The 21,422-nt window shown below is 46.0% G+C and carries 8 protein-coding genes; 1 reads left to right on the plus strand and 7 read right to left on the minus strand.

Annotation, left to right across the window (positions count from 1 at the left end; all coding sequences use genetic code 11):
* Positions 1-73: 73 nt before the first annotated feature.
* Positions 74-13,528 carry a retention module-containing protein gene (locus OJ16_RS15140; RefSeq protein ID WP_052811647.1) on the minus strand — a complete coding sequence of 4,485 codons (13,455 nt, stop codon included), beginning with the start codon at positions 13,526-13,528 and terminating at the stop codon, positions 74-76.
* Between the two features lie 370 nt (positions 13,529-13,898).
* On the opposite strand from OJ16_RS15140, the gene OJ16_RS15145 reads away from it, so the two are divergent.
* Positions 13,899-15,491 carry an EAL domain-containing protein gene (locus OJ16_RS15145; RefSeq protein ID WP_040992082.1) on the plus strand — a complete coding sequence of 531 codons (1,593 nt, stop codon included), beginning with the start codon at positions 13,899-13,901 and terminating at the stop codon, positions 15,489-15,491.
* 52 nt (positions 15,492-15,543) lie between these two features.
* Here OJ16_RS15145 and OJ16_RS15150 read toward each other — a convergent pair whose 3' ends face one another.
* The 6 genes from OJ16_RS15150 to OJ16_RS15175 all read right to left on the minus strand — a co-directional run bounded on the left by OJ16_RS15150 (position 15,544) and on the right by OJ16_RS15175 (position 21,285).
* Positions 15,544-16,452 carry an aldo/keto reductase gene (locus OJ16_RS15150; RefSeq protein ID WP_040992083.1) on the minus strand — a complete coding sequence of 303 codons (909 nt, stop codon included), beginning with the start codon at positions 16,450-16,452 and terminating at the stop codon, positions 15,544-15,546.
* 250 nt (positions 16,453-16,702) lie between these two features.
* Positions 16,703-17,755, minus strand: coding sequence for a 3-deoxy-7-phosphoheptulonate synthase AroG (aroG, locus tag OJ16_RS15155; RefSeq protein WP_040992084.1), 1,053 nt, complete (start codon positions 17,753-17,755; stop codon positions 16,703-16,705).
* A gap of 395 nt (positions 17,756-18,150) precedes the next feature.
* Positions 18,151-18,552 (minus strand): VanZ family protein, encoded by a 402-nt coding sequence (locus OJ16_RS15160; protein WP_040992085.1) that lies wholly within the window; start codon positions 18,550-18,552, stop codon positions 18,151-18,153.
* A 239-nt stretch (positions 18,553-18,791) separates the two neighbouring features.
* The gene (gene cyoE, locus OJ16_RS15165; RefSeq protein WP_040992086.1) at positions 18,792-19,688 is read right to left on the minus strand and encodes a heme o synthase; all 897 of its coding nucleotides are present in this window, start codon (positions 19,686-19,688) and stop codon (positions 18,792-18,794) included.
* Between the two features lie 25 nt (positions 19,689-19,713).
* Positions 19,714-20,727 (minus strand): COX15/CtaA family protein, encoded by a 1,014-nt coding sequence (locus tag OJ16_RS15170; RefSeq protein WP_040992087.1) that lies wholly within the window; start codon positions 20,725-20,727, stop codon positions 19,714-19,716.
* Positions 20,728-20,736: 9 nt separating this feature from the next.
* Positions 20,737-21,285 carry a hypothetical protein gene (locus OJ16_RS15175; protein WP_040992088.1) on the minus strand — a complete coding sequence of 183 codons (549 nt, stop codon included), beginning with the start codon at positions 21,283-21,285 and terminating at the stop codon, positions 20,737-20,739.
* Positions 21,286-21,422 lie beyond the last annotated feature (137 nt).

A 21,422-nucleotide genomic window follows, 5' to 3' on the forward strand; every position in this document is an offset into this window, starting at 1 on the left:
TAGAATTAAAGCGCAGTCTCCTGCGCTTTTTGTTTGTTCACGATTGGCCACATTAAGCGCCTAAGTATTAAACTTAGCTGTCGTGCATAAAGACATTTTCGTTAATCAATGTGGTTAATATCTGTCCTTGGTCTAAACCATCCAATGTGAGATTTTGTGCTAAATTTTCAACCAAGATGGTTTGCTGGTCACCCATACCGGCTCCATCTGGGTGAATATTCAGCGCCAAATCATCGTTTTGTACCGTCACTCCGATATGGTCCAGCAAGTCATTAATATCAACAGAAGCCGATTTCAACTCTGGTAAAATATCACGTAGATCGATCTTATCTTCTGAAACAGTAAAGTCGGTAATGGTGTCTGTCGCGCCATCTGAGATGGCATGCCAAACAAACACATCATCCCCACTTCCCCCCGTCAGAATGTCTGATCCCAATCCACCGTCAATTGAATCATTGCCGCCGCCCCCATCGATCTCATCGTCACCCGCGCCGCCGATAAGAACATCATTACCATCGCCCCCCACAATGCGGTCATTGCCTGAGCCAGAGGTTAATTCAACGCCAGTATCATCGCCCAGCAGCGAAACATCGGCAGTTTGCAGAGATTCATCAATGTCGGTCCCGTCAGGAGAAATCTCTAATACGATATCAATTGGCGCGGATTCCGCGGTCTCTGCGCCATCGGTTGAAACGGCGTTCATCTGTAGTGTATGAGAGCCGACGCCTGCACCAACAATTTCAATGCTATCAATCTCATCCGCAGGAATGATATAAACACCATTGCTGTCTGAAATCGTGCCGGAACTGGTGGTGACACTCGCGCCCGCAGGCACACCCGTCAGTTCAAGTGACAACACTTCATTAATATCGGTGAGCGCTGCAATGATGCCAACAATCGCAATGCCATTATTACTAGCAGCAAGGTTTGCGGAGACATTACGTATATAATCAAATCCTGGTTGAATGGATAACGTCGGCGCATCAGCCACCGGATTCACCGTAATATCATGCGTTTTACTGGTTGTCAGATTCATTCCTGATGGATTATCTGAATCGGTTGCGGCAACGGTTAATACGATTTCTGAGGCCGTCGCAAAGCGGGCATCGAGCATCACCCCTTCCCCATTTGCAGGCGTATCCAGCAACGCATTCAACTCAGTCAGTGTGCCTTCTAACGTAATTGAACTGCCAGACGCTGGATTAACGCTCACACTTGAACCCGTTGGTAGAATAACGCTCAACGATCCATAGCTGACGCTCAATTGAACGCTCATGATGTCGTCGGCGTTGGCACCGACATAGTCAACATCGGTTATGGTGATGCCGCTGATCGGTTGTCCTGCATTTTCATCAATGGTTGCGGTCGCTGAGACCACATCGACCTCAGGAGCATCGTTGACGGGAAGCACCGTAACCGTGATGATCCCTTGGTCAGTCAACTTATTTGATAAACCATTCGTGGTGCCGTCATCTTCGATTTCATAACTTATCGTGACATCGCCAGAAAAATCCAGTTTGGGTTGGAATGTCCATGACACACCATCAGGATTGCCCATAATAGTCCCTTGTTCGGGCGGTACAGTAATCGACTTAACGATTAAGTTGTGCCCTTCTGGATCAGTGCTGGCTGTTGGGCCAATCAACTCTGAAAGCGTGATGACTAGTGGCGTATCTTCGTTTATAGGGGCTAAAGCAATATCAACAGCATTTGGCTTATCATTCACCTCCGAAACGTTAATGATAAATTCCGCGGTGTTTTGGTTCAACGTGTCGTCGTTGCCCGCCTCAACCAAGCCGATATTACCGTTATCATTCACTGTGGCCGTCACTTTTACACCATCAGGATCCAATAGGTCGTTACTATCAGCATCTGGGGTGAAGGTGACTAAGTTGCCCGCTAGCGCATCATTAATATTCTGAACGGTACCAGAAATGGTGATTGTCGTAACGCCGGTGGCATCCGCCGGTGTCATCACTAAGCCATAACTTGATGCGACTGAGGTATCTTGACTTAATAAACCGCTATCGACATTCAGTGTTAACGTGTAAATAGCATCAGGATCATCCAAGGTGGCATCAATATCATTAATGGTGAATCCTTTAACAAAAACAGGCGTATCTTCTGCGGTTTGCAAATCCGCAATCAGGTCAAAATAAGGGCGGTCATTCACCGCATCCACGGCAACATCAACGATTAACGTTGTGATTGGACCAAGATGTTTAACGCCATCATAACCGGTATCCACTGATTGCACTTTGATGACCAGTTGATCAGGATCCCATGTTCCCTGGTTCTGCTCGCCCGAATTAAAGACGATCTTATCCAACGACTGAGCGTTCACCTCGAGTTGCCAAACTCCCCCACCCAAATCCGTCGCCTTTTGGATCCCATCAGGGAAGTAGATCGTGCCACCATCAGGGACATTTTCTACCGTAATCAGTAAGGTTTCAGGTTGGTCTTGGGCGCTGTCTGAAGGCAATAAATCCACCGTATCAATCACACTCGCATTGATGGCAATATCAATATTCACGCCTTCTAGGCCCGTAACAGAATCAACCGCGTCGGTATCCACCACATCGCCCACTGGCGTGACCTCAATGGTGAATTTGCCAGTATGTGGCTCTGGTACACCCAATTTTTTTTCTTGGGTATACACCACAATGTTAATGTCAGCCTTGCCGCTAAAGTTGGCCGCCGGAGTGATCGTAACTGTCGACAGGTCAATAGACACCATGTTTGGATTGGTGATTTGAATCGTCCATTCCCCGCCACCATTATTTTTTACGACGAAATCAGACGAGGTACTCTCAACGATAAAGTCGGTAGGCACGCCCGTCAATTTGGCCGATAAAAATTGCTCTGAGCCATCGGTATCGATAAGGGCTATTTGTAAGCCACTCCCACTACTTGATAAGCTAATATCGGAATCTTCGTTACCAACCACCACAATATTGTCGGATGCCTCTGGCATGATAATCGGGTCAAGTACGGGGGTTATCTCAAACAACATGTCTGTGCTGAAGGTTTTATCCGCTTGTGTATCTGGTGTTTGCGTTGTCCCCGTATCATCAAAGGTCGTTGTATCAGTAACCGTGCCTGTGACACGAATTTTAACCGTATCGTTATCGGTATTCTTGTCGTCGAAGTTATTATCCGTCGAGTAATGGAGTTTCGGCACAAAATAGATCGCTTGCAATGCCGCTTCAATATCCGCAGGGTTGTTTGATTCAATCACCAGCACACCTGGTGTCGTGGTCGAAATCGGATCACCATTGATATCAGCGAAAAATCCTAAATCACTGTCGACCAGCGCTATTTCAACTTTCGTTAACGTTTCTTCACCTTGCGTTGAGGTATTACGGTCATCCGCAAGCGCGATATCTAGGTCAAGTTTGATCAAGTTATCTTCTAACGCATCTGGAGATAACTCGATACCTGAACCGACTTCGACAGAGGTCGCATCAATGGTAAAGCTAGGGGTAACATCGTCATCTTCAGGTTGATCGCTTCCCCCTGATGATTCCGGTACATCCACCAATGGAGAAACCGCAAATTTCACGTCGACAGTCAATACCTTTTCATCCCCTGAAATGGTATCTGTTGTCACAACCGAGATAGGAATGCTGAAATCACCCGCGTAATCTTCTGGGGTAATGAAATCCCAACCATCTGGGATGATTAAGTCGCCATCAGCCGTTACTTGGGCTTCAAAAAGATACATTTCATTGGCAAAATCATAGGTACCGCCTTCGATGCGCAGTCCTTCTACTTCGTCAGGAATATCCGCTTTTGCAATGACCAGTGTCACTTGGTCTTTAATACCATCCGCGGTGTCTGCTTTTAGCTGAATCACATTAGAAAGTTGGCTACTGACATCAAAGCTGTTGTCTTCTTTACCAATGATGATTGCCGTGTCAGCAACGATTTCTTCTATTTCCGCGGCGACCGTCGTTAAGGTCGAAATATCGCTCGGGAAAACGAGATCCACCGTCGTTTTCACTTCTTCCACCGCGCTGCCTTCGCCTTCATCACCGGCATCTTTCACTTCGGCGACAAATTCCACTTTGATTGTATTCTCAACATTCCCAGCATCTGGATAAGTGAGTCCGTTAGGCGCCGAAATAGTGAATTTTTCTTCATCGATCACCGTCCATGAACCATCCCCGTTATTCACGGCACCAAACACAATCAATTGATCCATCACATCTTCAAGGTCGGCATCAGGAATACCGCCACTAAACCCAGAAAAACGCACCACAACTTGCGCGACACTTTCTACTGAACTTGGGTCAAGATCCTCCCATTTGATGATGTTGGCGTCACCATTTTGATCATTAATGGTAAAATCAATACGGCCATCTCTCGCACCATCATCGGTATCACTAATCGTTGTTACTGGATTGCCATCACTGTCTTCAATACTGAGTGTTCCATCAGATTCAACTGTGGGGAGGACAGTAATAGTGAGGGTGCCGGTAACATCACCTTTTACGACGATCGAAGGATCATCTTCATCTATTTCCCTCATTTTTAATAGGCTGGTGAGTAGCATATTCTTGCTTGAGTCCTCTCCAGGGCGAACAGAGATTTTCGGTGGCGTCGAGCTTTGGTCTAAGCCCGTAATGGTCAAAACACCATTGGTATAAGTGATATTACTAATGCCCGCTTGTAAAACGCCATCCACTACAACATCTTGACCATCAACCTGAATATCGACCTCTTCACCTACGGTCAAGGGGAAACCAGAAATTTTAATTTCTGTGACGAATTCATAATCACGGCCATTAGTTGTCGCAGTGCTATCTGGTGTATCTTCATCTTTGGTTAAATTCCAAGGTATCTCGATGAAGGTGTCTTCATTCCCGGAGACACTGGCTTTATAAGCAAGGTCTTCGCCTCCGGTTTCGATCACAGGCACTATCTTCACTTTCAAGAGACCGTTCACCTCTCTGACATGACCATCGTCTTCGGTAACAACCACTTTCGCACTGATCATAAAGTCGTCAGTTGAGTATTTCGGTGGCTCAATGGTAATACCTGATTGATAGTTTTCTTCGGTAATATTGGCTTGATAAACGGGCTTACCACCAGATTCACCTACGTACACTAAGTCAATCGTACCCCCGTCCGAGTCGATCAAAACGACCCCATCCGGAATGTTAGAAAGCAAAACGGACAGACTCTCGGAGTCATCAAACACGCCATTGGATTCTTCCCCTGATAACACCGAGAAATTGATGACAGCCTCAGAGCTTTCATCGATGGTCACTTGCGCACCAACCAATCCCGACGGATCGTCGTATTGATACCACTCACCAATAACAAGGTCATCTGGGTTAACCGGTTCTTCTGGTACATCAGGCAAGTAAGGAGTATCAGCGACGCCTTTCACCGTAACATTAACGGTTTTCGCGTCGCCCATTGGCTTGGTGTCGGTCACTTGCGTGCCATCCGCTAAGGTTGCCGTGTCTTTAACAATACCCACTACATCAAAGCTAAAATTTTTATTGCTGTGTAACGGCGGTTGCACTTCAACAAACGGTAGCGCCGATTCTGGAATTTCAACGACTCCCGGTGAAAGCTCAACAATCGGGCTATCTTCTTCCGTGCCAATCCAACGCACTTCATAACCCACTAATACTGAGCCATCTTCCGCTGTAAAGTTCTCGATACGAACAAACTGCGATTCTGAGTCATCATCAGGGGCTTGGATATCATCCGTTGTCCCCAGTGAAATCACTTTATCTAAAGTGAATGCTTCATGGTCGTCCACAGGATCAGTGGTATCTTGTGTTGCCGCATTGTCTTCAAAAATGGATATGCGATTCACACTGAAAGAGCCTTGATCAGCAGTAGGTTGAACGTTAATCACCAATTCTTGAACAACTGATTCAGCCTTATCTTTTCCAGCAAGCGCATTGTCGGTTTCTTCTGTCAGTGCGGTCGCATCAAATTTAATAAAGCCAGAGAAGTGAGCTATGGGATTCACCTGCACTGAATTAATATCCGCCGCGGCAATTTCGTACACTCCAGGTTCGATTTCATTAATCACTTGACCCGTTCCATCAAGTAACTCGAACTTGCCTGCACCTTCGGTGACTTCTAAGCGATACGTAATGGTTTCAGGGTTACTGCTATCTTGAGTCACTGCATCCAATACAAGCGTGGCATTGTCGTCATCTTCAACCAATGAATAAGTGTAGAGGCTGGCTGCATCATTCCATTCTGCCTTATCGGCAACGGCTTCAACCTCAATATCCAAAGTACCGTCAATGGAGTGGTCTGCCGTCGCACCGTTCAGTATTTCGATGCTCACCGGAACAGAGAAACCGGCATTCGTTGATGAATAATGACGATCCGGTACAAAATAAAGATTATCGATGGTCGCAATGGTTGTCATGGTATTGATGGTTTGTTGTAGATCGGCTGCATTTAAGACTGCATTACCATTAACTACGGTTAACTCGGTATAAGTGGTGCCATCAAAGAAGTAAAACTTACCATTTTGCGCATTAACATCTTCAATCGTAATCGCACCGACTTTTTCACCATTATCTAAATCGTACAGCTTAACGGTTAGCTCTACTTTACTTGGCGTAATGGTCAATGAACCTTGGTTATCTTCATCATTACTGTTGGTAATGGGTGGATTGAAGCTCAATGAACTGTCGCGACCTGAATCCTCAAAACTCACGACACTCGAAGATTCTATCGTCGCGTCTCTATCTAGAATATTCACCGTATAAGTTTTTACGGAGAGATCTTGATCACCGTCTGTCGCCGTCACCGTCATGCTAAAGGTGAATTGGCCGCTGTCATGTTCTAGATTCTCGACCGGAATAAAGCGGAATTGACCTTTATCTCCCGATGTAGGACGAACTTGCAGTGTCCCTTGTACGATGTTATCGGTGATATTTCCGTTAGAATCGCGGATAGTTTCGACGACGGTAACTGTCGTTCTAGCGCCGGCAGGATCCAATGCATCAACATAAGTTCCATCAGCGAGTAGGAATCGAATCTCACCGTTTGGTGTGTCATTACCTTCCACCAACGTGATTTCAGCGCCATCAGCACCCGGCTTGCCGAAAAAATTAGCATTCTTACTGCCAGCCTGACCTTCAACAACCGTAATCGTTCGGTCTCTGATCGTCGGTACGTCATCTGTCACGACGATATCAAGCGGCAACGTCGCGGTTGGATCGTTATCAAAATCTAAACCACGAATATCGAAACCAATCGTCAGATCGTTCTGACCTTCACCTTGCGCGTGATCAAAGGGCTGCTCAATGGTAAACGCATAGCTGTTGTCAGCGGTATCAAACACCAGTGTAAAGACAGTGTCACCATCGGTGGCGGTTTGCGCCGTATGGATCACTTGCGTACCATTGGTTTGAACCGTTGCCCAGACTAAGCTTTGACCATCAGATTGAAGCGTATCTAATACCGTATCAAGGTTGACGATTTGGTATTCAACGATGCCATCAGCGCCTTCCTCACCCACAAAATTGCCTTCTGCCGTGGTACTTTCTTTTCTGTTATTGTTGGTGGAACCAATACCCGCTAAATCATCTTCATCAACCAATTTATCGCCGCTGATTGCGGTCATCGTTGGTAAGTCATCGTTGATATCAACCAAGAGACTTTTCGTGCTCGTGTCACCATCAAAATCGTGCCCAATCACCGGGAAGGTCAATGTGGTCAAATCTGAACCAGGCGCATGGTCAATCGGCGCTTTTAGCTCAAAGCTGTATTCACCGTTCGCTTTGAGAATCAAAACAAAGACGTCAACGCCACCGGCACGACCGGTGTACGTGTGTTGATTCGTCACCGTATCGATCACCGCAGCAGAAATAGTGACATCGACACCGCCAGATTGTAGCCCCGTTACTGGTGAAGTCGTCGATTCTAAGGTGTATTTGACCACCGAATCAGCACCTTGCACGGTAGTGAATGAGCCGTCATCAGTGAGAGCTGTCACGCTTGGGCTTGAACCATCACTAAGATCATCTTCGTTTACCGCTAAACGCTCAACCGCATCAACGCTTGGCACATCATCAATCACGGTAATAGGCAGCGCAATTGCCGCACTTTCGTCATTGTCAAAATCAATCACGCTGATTTGGAAGTTGATATTGAGCGTGTTTTCACCTTGACCGATTGGATGGTCGAGCGATTTCAATAGGGTAAAATCATAGCGCTGTGTTTCGGTGTTAAACACCATTGTAAATACAGGCTCTTTACCCGTTTCGGTTTGCGCAGTATAGGTAATGACATCGCCAACGGTTGTCGTTGTCGCCCATTCAAGGTTTTCACCACCCGACTTTAGTCCATTAAGAACCGTCGCGTCATTGGCAATTGAAATTGCTTTTAGTGAATCCGCCCCTTCCGTAATGTCAAACGTACCACCGATGGTTACGGGCTCTTTGCTTGGATCCGAACCCACCGTGGCGAGGTCGTCTTCATCTACAATTTGGTTACCTGTAACACTATTTAAGGTCGGCGAATCATCGACCAAATTAACGATTAATGGCTTGGTGCTGGTGTCACCATCTTGGTCTGTGGCGACAATCGAAAAGGTCAGATCTTTATCGTCTTCGCTATCGGCGTGATCTATCGGTGCTTTAAGTTCAAACTCATAGCTTCCGGCATTGCCATTCAAGGTTAAAACGAACACCTCGCCATCGTCGGTAGAGCCCGTGTAAGTGTAGGTTTGAGTTGCTTGTTCAAACAATTCGGTAATCATGATCGCTTTGCCTTGGGATTCAAGGCCTGCAACCGGATCGGTCAATGAGGCAAGGTGATAAGTAATCACTTGATCCGCCCCTTGTGTCACATCAAAGACTCCAGAATCTTTAAGTGAATCGTTACCCTGATCCGAGCCGCCCGTTAAGTCATCTTCATCGATGCTTAATGGCAGAATCGTATTGATCAGCGGAATGTCATCCACAACGGTGATCACCAATGGCTGCGCGGTCGTGGTATCGTTATCAAAATCCGTCGCGGTCACTTGGAACGTCAAATTCAGCGTGTTTTCACCTTGTACCAACGCGTGATCGAGTGGTTTGTCTAAGGTGAAACTGTAAGTGCTACTATTGGTATCAAACACCAAGGTGAAGACGGTGTCGCCCGATGTGGTTTGAGCGGTGTAGGTAAACTGAGTACCTGATTGTTCCGGACTGCCCGCTTTCCATTCGAGGCTTTCCTTACCCGACGTTAATCCATCTAGCAATGTCGCTATATTGGTCACTTGATAGCTTTTTACGCCATCAGAACCTTCATTGATGTCAATTGTGCCACCAATGGTATTACTGTCATCGAGTGCTGAACCTACAACAGGAATATCATCCTCATCCACTCGAGTATCACCAAGGAAGCCATTTAATGTTGGCGCATCGTCAACCAGTTTCACCACTAATGGTTTGGTGCTCGTATCGCCATCTTGGTCAGTGGCAATAATAGAGAAGGTTAAATCTTTATCGTCTTCGTTCAGTGCATGATCAATCGGCGCTTTCAGCTCAAACTGGTAGTTACCATTGCCACTTAATGTCAGCACAAACACTTCACCATCGTCACTCGACCCGGTGTAAGTGTAAGTTTGGGTATTCGAGTCAAACGACTCGCTGATAGAAACCGGCTTGCCTTGCGATTCAAGGCCCGCGACCGGTATGGTGCTCGATTCGAGTTGATACGTCACCACTTGATCGGCACCTTGCGTGGTATCGAAAGTGCCAGTATCAATCAGCGGATCCGTGCCTGCATCGGTGCCGCCGACGAGATCATCTTCGTCAATCGTAAGCGGCGCAATGGCATTGATCAGGGGAATATCATCCACGACGGTGATCACCAATGGCTGCGCGGTCGTGGTATCGTTATCAAAATCCGTCGCGGTCACTTGGAAAGTCAGTTCAAGGGTGTTTTCCCCTTGCACAATGGCATGATCAAGCGGCTTGTTCAGTGTGAATTGGTAGCTGTTGTTGCTGGTATCAAACACAAGCGTAAAGACGGTGTCACCGGCGGAGGTTTGTGCGGTGTAGGTGAACTGCGTGCCGGATTGCGCAGGGCTGTCCGCTTGCCACTCAAGGCTTTCTCCACCGGAGCTTAATCCATTCAGTAATGTGCCAACATTGGTGACTTGATAGCTTTTCACGCCATCTGAGCCTTCATCGATGTCCATCGTCCCGCCAATGACATTGCTGCCGACTTGACCGGCACCAGTATCTGAGCCGATCATCGGAATATCATCTTCATCGACTCGCGTTTGGCCGAGGAACCCATTTAAGGTTGGCGCATCGTCTTCTAGCGTCACCACGAGAGGCTGAATGCTGGTGTCACCATCTTGATCCGTGGCGACAATCGAGAACGTAAGATCCTTATTGGTTTCGCTATCAGCATGGTCAATAGGCGCTTTCAATTCAAATTGATAGCTACCGCTGCCGCTTAAGGTTAAAACAAAAACAGGGCCATCCGTTGTTGCACCAGTATAAGTATACGTTTGTGTCGCCGCATCAAACAACGCAGTGATAGCGACCGGATTGCCTTGCGATTGCAGTCCGGAAATCGGAGTGGTTAACGATTCCAGTTGATAAGTGACGACGCCATCAGCGCCTTGAGTGGTGACAAATACACCCGAATCCGTCAGTGCGTCGTTGCCTTGATCGGTGCCGCCCATCAGATCATCTTCATCGACACTCAATGGTGCGATGGTGTTAATCACCGGAATATCGTCCACGACAGTGATCGTGAGAGGCTGCTCGCCCGTGGTGTCATTGTCAAAATCGGTCGCGGTGACTTGGAAAGTCAAATCCAGAGTATTTTCACCCTGAACGATGTCATGATCGAGAGGCTTAACCAAGGTGAACTGGTAGCTTTTATTGCTGGTATCGAACAGCAAGGTAAAGACATCATCACCCGATGCAGTTTGCGCAGTATAGAGGAATGTCGTCCCGTCTTGTTCCGGGCTTCCCGCCTTCCACTCTAATGCTTCATCGCCGGACGTTAAGCCACTAAGTAAGGTTGCGGTGTTGGTCACCTGATAGCTTTTAACCCCATCAGCGCCCTCTTCAACATCGATCGTGCCGCCAATTACGTTGCTGCCATCCAGTGCAGAGCCGACGACCGGAATGTCATCTTCATCCACGCTCATTTGGCCCATAAAGCCGTTTAAGATCGGGGCATCATCAACGAGCGTGACCACGAGAGGTTTAGTGCTGGTGTCACCATCTTGGTCTGTGGCGACAATCGAAAAGGTCAGATCTTTATCGTCTTCGCTATCGGCGTGATCAATCGGTGCTTTAAGTTCAAACTCATAGCTTCCGGCATTGCCATTCAAGGTTAAAACGAACACCTCGCCATCGTCGGTAGAGCCCGTGTAAGTGTAGGTTTGAGTTGCTTGTTCAAACAATTCGGTAATCATGATCGCTTTGCCTTGGGATTCAAGGCCAGCAACCGGATCGGTAAGCGATTCAAGGCTATAGGTAACGACACGATCAGCGCCTTGCGTGGTATCAAACACACCCGAATCTGTTAATGCGTCATTTCCAGCATCCCGACCGCCAGGCAGATCATCTTCATCAATAGACAGTGGTTCAATCGTATTGATCAGCGGAATGTCATCCACAACGGTGATCACCAATGATTGCGCCGCGCTGGTATCGTTATCAAAATCGCTGGCGCTGATCATGATATCCAGAGCTAACGGATTTTCACCCTGCACATTGTCATGATCTAATGGCTTATCTAATGTAAAACGGTAACTCTTATCGCTGGTATCAAACACAAGCGTAAAGACGGTGGCACCCGAAGCGGTTTGCGCAGTATAGGTAAATTGCGTACCGCTCTGCTCAGGGCTGCCCGCTTTCCATTCCAACGCTTCTTCACCGGAGCTTAACCCCGTAAGTAACGTGGCAGTATTGGTGATCTGGTAGCTTTTTACGCCATCAGCCCCTTCGGCAATATCAAAATTGCCGCTAATTTCATTGCTGCCATCCAGCGCAGAGCCAATCGTCGGAATGTCATCTTCATCAACAATGGTGTCGCCGGTGAAGCCGTTAAGTACAGGAACATCATCAATGACAGAAATCACTAAAGGCTTATCGGTCGTGGTATCGTTATCGAAATCAGTCGCCGTCACTTGGAACGTTAAATCTAGCGTATTTTCACCTTGCGCAGACGCGTGATTGAGCTGTTTATCTAAAGTAAAGTTGTAACTATTGTCGCTGGTGTCAAACACCAAGGTAAACACCGTCTCACCTGATGTCGTTTGTGCCGTGTACGTAAACTGGGTGCCTGATTGTTCTGGGCTGCCCGCTTTCCATTCGAGGCTTTCCTCACCGGACGTTAACCCATCAAGCAGTGTTCCAATATTGGTGACCTGATAGCTTTTAACGCCATCGGCCCCCTCAGCAATGTCAACAGTACCGCGAATTTCGTTACTATCATCGAGTGCTGTACCGATAACCGGAATGTCATCTTCATCAACCGATGATTGCCCATCAAAACCATTGAGTTCCGGCAAATCATCAACAATAGTGACCGTTGCACTAATTGGCGCTTGAATGGTATTTCCGCCGATGTCCGCACCCGTAATCTCAATGCTAACCACAATTTGATCGTTCACGAGAGCAACATTGCCCCCACCAACAGAGGGAAAATGATCAATGGGTTCGGATAGTGTCGTGGTAATCGTTAGATTAAGGTCTTTGCCGACATTGACTGCATCGATGTCGATACGCAGCACTTCGTCGCTTCCCGAGAGACCAATAATGGCATTTTCGGTCACGTCATAAGTAAATAGCACATCCTGACCTGAGGATTGGATATCACTATTTAACTCGGCTAATAACGCAGTAAGAAAGATAGGGTCTGGAACAAAACTGATAGGGTCAAGCGGCAAATCGCCAGCGTCAATCAAGACTGAGGCGGTCGTAATGACGGGACCCGCTCCCGATTCGAGATCGCCTTCTATAACAAGTTCGGTGATGCTTTCACCACCCGCTGCAAAGGTCGTCGATTGACCGTCTTCTTCTCTCTCAACAAAAACATCACGGCGAGTCGCACTGGTTTCGAAGAAAGTTTGAGCGAGTGTCTGTGCATAATTGTAATCCACGGTGACAAAGCCCGCATTGGCGGAACCTAAAGTACCACCAGCTGCGGTCGCTTCCAAAATCGCGGTAGGGTCGTCTCCGGCCAAAATGGCATCTTGAATCGCGGCAATATCATCTTCATCAAAAGCGGCATTGTTGAGGTTAGAGAGGTCTGCGTTCACCTCCCCGCCCAGTGGTTTCACCACTATGTCGCTGCTTTTCGAATCCGTATCAAAGCAGGCAATGCAGTCTTGAGTTATGACCGTTCGCTTACCATCAGCATTCACCTCAACTTTTGAGCCATGGAGTACAAGAATCGTATCGTTAGCCGTTAACGTCTCACCCACCTTCAAAGCAGATGCATTGCCTTTATTATCGATAACAATCGCACTACCCGTGATTTCAGCAACTTGAATGTCGTTAGCAGCCACTTTAGTGTCCATGGTCTTCCCCCGAAGCTTATCTTATATCAGCAGTCAATAAATGATTTTTATTTTATATTTAAACTTTAACCATCAATAACATACCAAACATGCAACAAATATTCATTATTTATCACTAATTTAGCCCGATAAATGAGTATCTCTAAGTATAGACATTGTGGTTAAAAATTGGGCAGCAAAATAAACTTGTAGAGAAGGGGGGAAGAGGCGGGAAACGTGACATCTTGCATCGAGATAATAAATCTCATATCTCGAACAATCACCAATTATCGGTATCACAATTGAGACGCAACTTAAATAACTGAACTAATTGATAAACTTTTATCGTTTTGACCTTATAGTTACACAAAAGCACAGCACCCAGGTTCCAATGTATCCTGTAAAATTTAACTTCAAAAAAATCTATACGTTAAGCAAAGAAATGGTGAGCCATTTTCCTAACTTGATGCCTGTAGTTGTCATTTTTGCCTTCACTTTTGCCGTATCGATTTTAAGCAACTATTACCATACACAGAAAGCCGCCCGCGAAGACGGCCTGAAATTAATTCATTCCATCGAACGTCATATAGGAAAAACGGCAAGTGAATTATACATTTTAAATGACACTGTTGACCCGGCTTGCAGCCAGCAAGATAAACTCACTCTACGTGGCCATGTTTTCCATTCCACTTTCATTAAAGAGGTGGGGATATACCAAGATGGTTATGTCGTTTGTACCAGCAATGAAGGCAACGTTCATATCCCCTTGCCGAGTAGTATTACGCAACGAATTCAACATTCTCAGAACCACATAACCATTGAACTTGATCGTTCAAACAGCGAACAAACGACATTTTTTATCTATGCTTCGATTAAGAATAACTACGGACTAAACGCGCTCTTCCCTCCACAAAGATTACTGAATCTAATGGAGCGCTCGCTGAAACCGAAGCAATACCAATATCACCTCAGTATATTGGGAAGAGATCTCAATGGAGAGCCACTCGCTGGCAAGCCGGTAAAAGAACAATTTGTTTTTGATTCGACCATTTATCCTTTGCAACTCACATTGAGCCCAACGGTAGGTACCTATCAGTTCCATTACTTTAGTCATATATGGCAAACGATATTGGTCGCGTCTCTGTTTTCCATCGTGTATTTGATCGCTGGCTATCAACTCTTGGCCAAACGCTCAATTGAGTTCAATTTATTAAATGCCATTGAAGATGATCACATTGAGTTGTATCTACAGCCCATCGTCGATATCAACACCAATAGCATGGTTGGAAGTGAAGCATTAGTGCGCTGGAATCATCCTAAACAAGGGCAAATCTCACCGGAGATCTTCATTCCTTTGGCAGAAAAGCTTCTTGTCATTGATCTGCTGACCAAGAAAATACTCGACTCAGTGGCTAAATTTCTTAATGAGAATCCACACTATCAAACAGATAAATATATTAGCGTTAATCTCAGCCGTGTCTGTTTAATCGATGACAAATTCGTTGATTACTTACAAATATTTGCCAATCGTCAACCACATTTAGTGAATCGAATATTGCTCGAAGTCACCGAAAACTTGGATTTTGATCAATCGCAATTACAAAGGGCGTTACGTCATCTTGATAGTATTCAAAGGATGGGATTCGAATTAGCGGTTGATGATTTTGGGACGGGTTATTCTGGACTTAATTTTATCCGTCAGCATCGTTTCCATGTGATGAAAATTGATCAGGTCTTTATTAAGAGCCTGCATAGTGATTCAAGCATTATGCCGGTACTGGTTTCCATGCTGCAATTGGCTCGAGAGCTCAATATGAAGGTGATTGCCGAGGGCGTAGAAAACGAACAGCAAATGACCATACTCAAAGAGCTGGGCGTCAGCTATATTCAAGGGTTTTATTACTCTCCCCCCATTAAGCCTGAAGAGCTCCTTGCACTCGGCAATGATCGATACTTTGAACAATTAAATAAACAACCCACATAACAAAAAAAACCAACCGAAATCGGTTGGTTTTTTGCTATAACCTTGGCGTCAATTAAGCTACACCATGCCCTTTAGAAGCTACCCAAACACGGTACCACTGCTCGCGCGTTAACTCGAATGCTAGAGAAGCCACCGCACTTTCAACGCGCTCAATTTTACCTGAACCGATAATAGCTAATGGATTTGACGGTAATCGACGAACCCAAGCGTAAATCACCTGATCGATCGTTGCTGCACCAATTTCATCACGAATCGCTTCTAATTCAGCACGAACGCGTTTGGCTTGATCGGTTTGCCCTGCAAATATTTCACCACCAGCCAGACATGACCATGCCATTGGGCGAATACGCTTCATTTGCAAATGATCCAGTGTTCCATCATGCGCCACCTCAAAGTTAAGTGGGTTAATCTCAACTTGGTTCGTCACCAACGGTTTATGTACCCGTGATTGCAGTAACTCAAACTGACTCGGCGTAAAATTCGACACGCCAAAATGCTTCACCTTGCCAACCTTATGCAGATCGGCAAACACTTCTGCCACTTCATCAGCATCCATCAACAAATCAGGGCGATGAATCAACAACAGATCAATTTGATCAACACCAAGACGTGACAATGAATTATTCACTGATTCGATAATATGAGCAGAACTGGTGTCATAGTGGTTCACTTTGCGCTGTGGATTTTTTTCACCACACAAGTTGATGTCGCACTTGGTCACAATTTCAATCTGTTCACGCACTGAAGGATCAAGCTTTAGCGCTTCACCAAACAATTGCTCACATTCATACTGACCGTAGATATCAGCGTGGTCTACCGTTGTGATCCCTAAATCAATATGTTGCTTCAAAAACGAAAGGCGCTGCTGAGGCGTCATGCCCCATTCGGCTAATCGCCAATATCCCTGAACAAGCTCTGACAGCTCTGGACCTTGCGGACCAATTGCTACTTTAGACACCATGTGTAATCTCCTACTAAATTTGTTCTTAGGCTAAGCTGCTTTACTCAATTGCTCAATGTGAACTCACGCGCTCCACCCGCTATTTGCTATTTTTGGGCCAACCACCACATTTCTTTACTCAGTATTTCGTACCAAACCACTGAACATGATAAGCACACAAAAGTGGCTACGTAATAAGAGTCGAAGACTCATACGAACGCGCATAAAAAAAGCTCCTATTAAATAGAAGCTTTTAGCTCAGAGTAAATGATTACACGCTACGGCGTTGCTGTACCGCTTGCGCTAACTGGCGCAGTGTTGTTTCGGTATCGGCCCAATTGATGCAACCATCGGTAATAGATTGACCGTAAGTCGGTGCTTTACCATCCACCAAATCTTGGCGTCCTTCGACGAGGTGAGATTCGATCATCACACCAAAAATAGCGTCTTCGCCTGCCGCCAGTTGAGCGGCAACATCTTCTGCCACCACCATTTGGCGCTTATACTCTTTAGAGCTATTCGCGTGACTAAAATCAATCATCACTTTCTGTGGAAGACCCGATGCTTCGAGTTCTTGTTTAATCGCACCAACATGTTCGGCGCTGTAGTTTGGCTCTTTGCCGCCACGTAGAATGATATGGCAATCAGGATTACCCGCCGTCTCAATGATGGCAGAATGGCCGTACTTCGTCACAGACAGAAAATGGTGAGAAGCGCCCGCTGAGCGAATGGCGTCTGATGCGATTTTAATGTTGCCATCAGTACCATTTTTGAAGCCGACAGGGCAAGACAAACCAGAAGACAGTTCACGGTGTACTTGAGATTCTGTCGTACGAGCACCAATGGCGCCCCAGCTGATCAAATCACCGACATACTGAGGCGTGATCATATCAAGAAACTCACTGGCCGTAGGCACGCCCATATCGGTTAAATCAAGCAGGAGTTTGCGACCAATACGCAAACCATCATTGATTCTAAACGTGTCATTGAGGTAAGGGTCATTAATCAGTCCCTTCCAGCCAACCGTAGTACGCGGTTTTTCAAAGTAAACACGCATCACCACTTCGAGATCTTCGCTTAATTCATCACGCAATACTTTCAGTTTTTTGCCGTATTCTAAAGCGGCTTCTGTATCGTGAATCGAACAAGGCCCCACAATCACGAGTAAGCGATCGTCTTTACCGTTTAGAATGTTCGAAATCGACTCTCTCGAGCGAAATGTCGTGGAAGAAGCGGTTTCTGTCGCCGGAAATTTTTCTAACACGGCAACGGGTGGCAACAACTCTTTTACTTTACTAATTCGTACATCATCTGTCTGAAACATTACTACTTCTTCCTATTTATTGGGTTGAGCACTTTAAGCAAACGCTAATGGTTGCGGCTCCCCTTTTTACGTTCCTGTCCTTGTAACTTATCTATCAAAAACCGAGCTTGCAACCATTTTTTTATTTAAAAGGCAATAAAGTGGGGTTTTTATATCTTTACGACAGGTGTAAATAATTATATACACTCATTATCCTTACTCAAAAGAATGGCAAAGAAAACAAGAATAAGAACTAAAAATCAGAAGGTTAAATACGAAATCAAACAGAAAAAATCATGACGTGCCAACATTGAAGTAAACGGCTGAATTCATTTTTAGACAGGATGGTGGCGAAAACAGCGCTCAAATATCCGTATTCTCGCAACAATATTATTCAGCGGATAGCCGGAGTGACCTTAAAGACGTCTAAAGACCAAATACAATCGATAGACCGCACTACCAAATAAGATGCCGCAAATATTGATCAGTAAGTCTTCCCACGAGAATTGACGTAATGGGCTAAAATTCTGCATAACTTCGTCAGCGCTGACTAAAATCAGCATCAAAATCAGAAGAGGCGGTAATCGAAAGAAGGCGTTGCGATAGTAATATTTAGGCGTGGCCCAACTGGCTAGAAAACCAAGCCCGGTAGCAATAATCGCATGCAAGGCCCAATCGCCACCCAGCATATTTTCAATTTGAACGACCCAATGCCCATTCAGGTTAAACGTCTTCGCCATGGAAGCTAAGCCACCGACCAACACAATGCTAATCAGCAGTATCACTCGTGTGTTTAAGTATAAAGAACGTTTATTCATGATGGGATCTAGAGATAAAATCGGATTAAAGAACAACCAGCATACGTTAACCCTCATCCAGAATAAAGTGGTGCTTTTGGGTTTTTCGTCAAATAATCCGTCGTTTACGCGACTTTTCTGCCGTTAAGTAACATGACCAAACGACATCTTCTATACCTGCCCTACTTGACGTTGTTTGGGTATCGTCTTTAAATCCAAAATTGAATTCTTGAATCGAAATCGAAATCTACGTAGCCAACTTATGCAATGTAGTGATCCGCTAAAATGATCAAAAACAGCAGCATCAAGTGATAAATTGAAAACTTAAAAGTCTCCATCGCGGTCTTTTCATTGGCGTTGTACTTTAGTTTCCATGCATAACCGATAAAACCGAGGCTCAGTATGGTTGACCCTACCCAGTACACAACCCCACTCATTCCCACCAATACCGGAAGTAAACACACCAATGCGAGTAAAATGGTATAGAGTAAAATCGATGTTTTTGTATATTCAATGCCATGTGTCACGGGCAACATCGGAATATCTGCCTTGGCGTAGTCGTCACGACGATGGATCGCCAACGCCCAAAAATGAGGCGGTGTCCAAATAAAAATGATCATCACCAGCAGCCAAGCATGGCTATGTAACTCCCCCGTCACCGCAGTCCAACCAAGTAATGGCGGCATCGCGCCAGCAATCCCCGCAATCACAATATTTTGTGGCGTTGCCCGCTTTAAATACAAGGTATACACCACCGCGTAACCCAACAAACTCGCCAGTGTTAACCACGCGGTTAATGCGTTCACGCCAATAAAAAGAAGACTAAAACCGCTCACCCCAAGACAAAATGCAAATACCGCGACACGCCAAGGCACAATATCACCAGAAGGAAGAGGCCTGCGATGCGTCCGAGCCATAATCGCATCAATGCGGCGGTCAATGAGATGATTAAACGCCGCAGCCGATGAAGCCATCAAACCAATGCCAACCATACCCAAGATTGAATGTTGTACGGGAAGCGCCCCCGGAACGGCCAAGCACATGCCGACTAATGCGGTCAGCAACATCAGTGCCACCACTTTCGGTTTTGTTAAAGTCAGATAATGGCGCCATACCGATCTCGTTTGATCGCTTTCATAGCTGATGGATTTACTCATACTTTTACTCCTAACCTCACTCAAGCTACCGTATCAAACGGCGCATGGCATAGTGATTGGGGCTCAATCGCCACACAAGATGATTCACATAGAGAACGTTTAACAGAAGTAACGCCGCCCCTAAGTTGTGTGCGACCGCAATAACAAGCGGCAGGCTAAAAACGACATTGCTGATCCCCAGTAGAACCTGAACCACCAGCAAAAAACCGAGCCGAACGGCTTGTTGTCGATAGCGATATTGATTTTGTTTTAACAGTTGCCAAATCAATGCGAGAACCAGAACACTCACCACCATGGCCCCAAAACGATGCACGATATGGATCGTCATTCTGGCGCCGTAATCTAACGTACCAAACTCGTAGCTTGGTTGCGGAGCTTGCACCCACTGAAAGGCGGTTTGAAAATCCAGATAGTCACGCCACTGCCCTTCACAAATAGGCAATTCGGTACACATCAAAGCGGCATAATTAGACGAGGTCCATCCGCCAAGAGCGATTTGAACAATCACCGCAACGAAGGCAAACACCGCGGTCAATTTAAGCCCAGTAGTCGGCATGTCTGCGGTATGGATAGAGGCGCGTGTCGTTAAACGCCAATACATCAGTGCCAGTAAGCTAAAGAGAGTAAATCCCCCTAATAGATGGCCCATGACAACTAAAGGCATTAACTTCAAGGTCACCGTCCACATCCCCAATAAGGCTTGAAAGACCACTACGATGACAATCAACGAAGAGAGACTCCGTTCGGATTTAGTGATAAAAGCCACCACAGAAATCGCCAACACCAACACCCCTAAACTGCCAGCAAAATAACGGTGGATCATTTCTAACCACGCTTTGCCTTGCTCGATCTCCATGCCCGGAAACAACCTTTGAGCACTGGCCAATTCAGTATGATCACTCGGTACACTCAGTTGCCCATAACACCCCGGCCAGTCCGGACATCCTAATCCGGCGTCCGCCAAACGGGTATAAGCGCCCAACAAGATAACCAAAAAGGTCAAAACCAAACTCAATTTCAGCATTTGTTTTAAGACCATAAAGACTCCTTATCCAACACGCGATAATTTGAGTAACTTTCTAAGGTCTCCCAACACATCTTTGCTCTGAGCAACCAATTTATCTTCCGACTGGACATTGGGGTAACGCATGACCAGCTGACCAAGCGGGTCAACAATCACATATTCAGATCGGTCAACGACTTGTGAAAATGCCTCGTTTACTGAGATAACATCAAAAGAGAGCCCCTCGATGGCCGCCAGATCACTGTCTTCGCGTACAAACACAACAGGAGCGACTCGTTGCTGATATTTGCCTAATGCGATATGGCTTTGTTTGAGTAAGTGTAAGTGCTGCTGACAAATAGCATCACACTTTGCCGGGACGACATAACCTAGTTGCCATTGTTCGCCAAAATAGGGGTTCTTGATGCCAAGCGCTTCAAAATTTGCGCTCGGATCAATCAATTGGCCTTTGTTGGTGACGCCGGAATTATACCAATGCTGGCTTAACACCAATTTGGCGATCAATGCAGGCAAAGCGAACACAAAAATAAGGGCTAATAATGTAACTCGACTGCGCGTTATGGAAGGGGTCATAAGCTCTCCTTAGCTCAAGATCAATGCTTGTTGTATTCGTGTTCTATCCGTCTACTTGTCATCGTTTGACTATCTCGCCGTGATTGACTGAGACGCATCTTATCGGCATTCGTTTAAGGTTTTGGACCGTCTGTTCC

Source organism: Vibrio renipiscarius (assembly GCF_000827885.1).
GTDB lineage: Bacteria > Pseudomonadota > Gammaproteobacteria > Enterobacterales > Vibrionaceae > Vibrio > Vibrio renipiscarius.